This window comes from Pseudooceanicola lipolyticus, assembly GCF_002786325.1.
In the GTDB taxonomy this organism is placed as follows: Bacteria; Pseudomonadota; Alphaproteobacteria; order Rhodobacterales; family Rhodobacteraceae; genus Pseudooceanicola_C; species Pseudooceanicola_C lipolyticus.
On sequence record NZ_PGTB01000346.1, the window covers coordinates 1 to 1,343 of the forward strand.

Annotated in this window: 2 protein-coding genes; both read left to right on the plus strand. The window is 61.1% G+C overall.

Annotated features, from left to right (window positions below; all coding sequences use genetic code 11):
- Positions 1–222, plus strand: a 222-nt coding sequence (locus CVM52_RS27295; protein WP_172721101.1) for a hypothetical protein, incomplete at its 5' end; no start/stop codon positions are given.
- A 302-nt stretch (positions 223–524) separates the two neighbouring features.
- A complete protein-coding gene (locus CVM52_RS25795) occupies positions 525–1,247 on the plus strand; it encodes a VPLPA-CTERM sorting domain-containing protein (protein ID WP_240621086.1) in 723 nt (240 codons plus the stop codon).
- The last annotated feature ends 96 nt before the right edge of the window (positions 1,248–1,343 follow it).

Sequence of the window (1,343 nt, forward strand, 5' to 3'; positions counted from 1 at the left end):
CTGCCCTATGCTGCCCAGGACCATGCCAGCGCCGGCTTCACCGGCGCGGCGCGGCTGGACCAGGTCACCTTCGCCCAGCCCCCCTGCCTGGTGCTGCCGGCCGGCCAGAGCGCGCTGCAGCTGGTGCAGAACATCTCCGGCGGCAGCGCCACCCCGCTGGATGTCGCCGCCCTGACCAGCGGCAGCGCGGCGATCTCGGGCAGCCTGACCTACCGGGTTTGAGGGGGGGCGGGCGCGAAACGGGCGGACAACATTCCGGAAGTTCGGTGAGCGGCAACACTCGGGATGGCCTGAGCGGCGATTTTGGGCCCGGTGCATTCAGGAGATTCTTGTCCGTCTACCGGCTTCGGAAACCGCTGGAAACAATGCCATCACCAATGCCAGACTGTTTTCGTTTAATTGGCATTTTCCCGGGCGAAAACTCCAATTTACCCGAAAAAGGCTCGTAATGTGGCGAAAATGGGGAATTTCGTGTTACTGATACTAATCAGTTCGTGAGGCACAATATCCGACATGGGGTTGTGTTGCCCGCAGTAACCAGTTTGAAAGAGGATTGTGTTTTGAAGACAGGTTTTGTTGCGGCTGCGGTTATGGCAGCCAGTGTGTTCTGCGGAAGCGGTGCATCCGCAGCCTACATCGATTTCTCGACCAGCAATGGCTGGACCAACGGAGCCCTTGCCTTTGATAATGGCTCGGAGTCGGTCAGCGTGCGTGGTGTCACCGTGAGTGCTGGCGCAATCAGTTCCAATGTCAGCGTGGCCAATATCCCTCACAAGGGTCTTGCCGTGTGCAGCGGAGCGGCACAGTTGGGCGGCTGGCAACTGGGTGGGTGCACGGGCGACGCGGCCTATCTCGATGGTCTTGGGGCGAATGAATTCGTTCTGCTCGATTTCGGCCCGCTCACCGTGAATTTGCAGGCAATTCACTTTTCCAATGTGGATGACGACGATAGATTCAGCGTTCTGAGCTTCGGAAACGGAGCGAATTCGCCGGCGACGGAAATGAGCCTGGACCGCAACCTTGCCGACGGCGTCGCTTACGCTTGGTCCAGTAACTACTCGGTCAGCCCGAGCAGCATTTTTGCGATTGGCGCGCTGGGAGATAATGACGACTTTAACGTGAAGCGGATCATGTTCGAGGTGGTTGCATCCGCCCCGGTTGCCCCGGTGCCGCTGCCTGCGGGTGGCCTTCTGCTGGTCGGCGCGCTTGGCGGGCTCGGATTGATGCGCCGCCGCCGCAAGGCCTGAGACGCCCTCGCCTGCTTTAGGGCTTACGCAGACGGGCGGCCGGTTGGCCGCCCGTTTCTGTTGCACTGCCAGTCACCGCGCGGCGGGGGCCCTGCG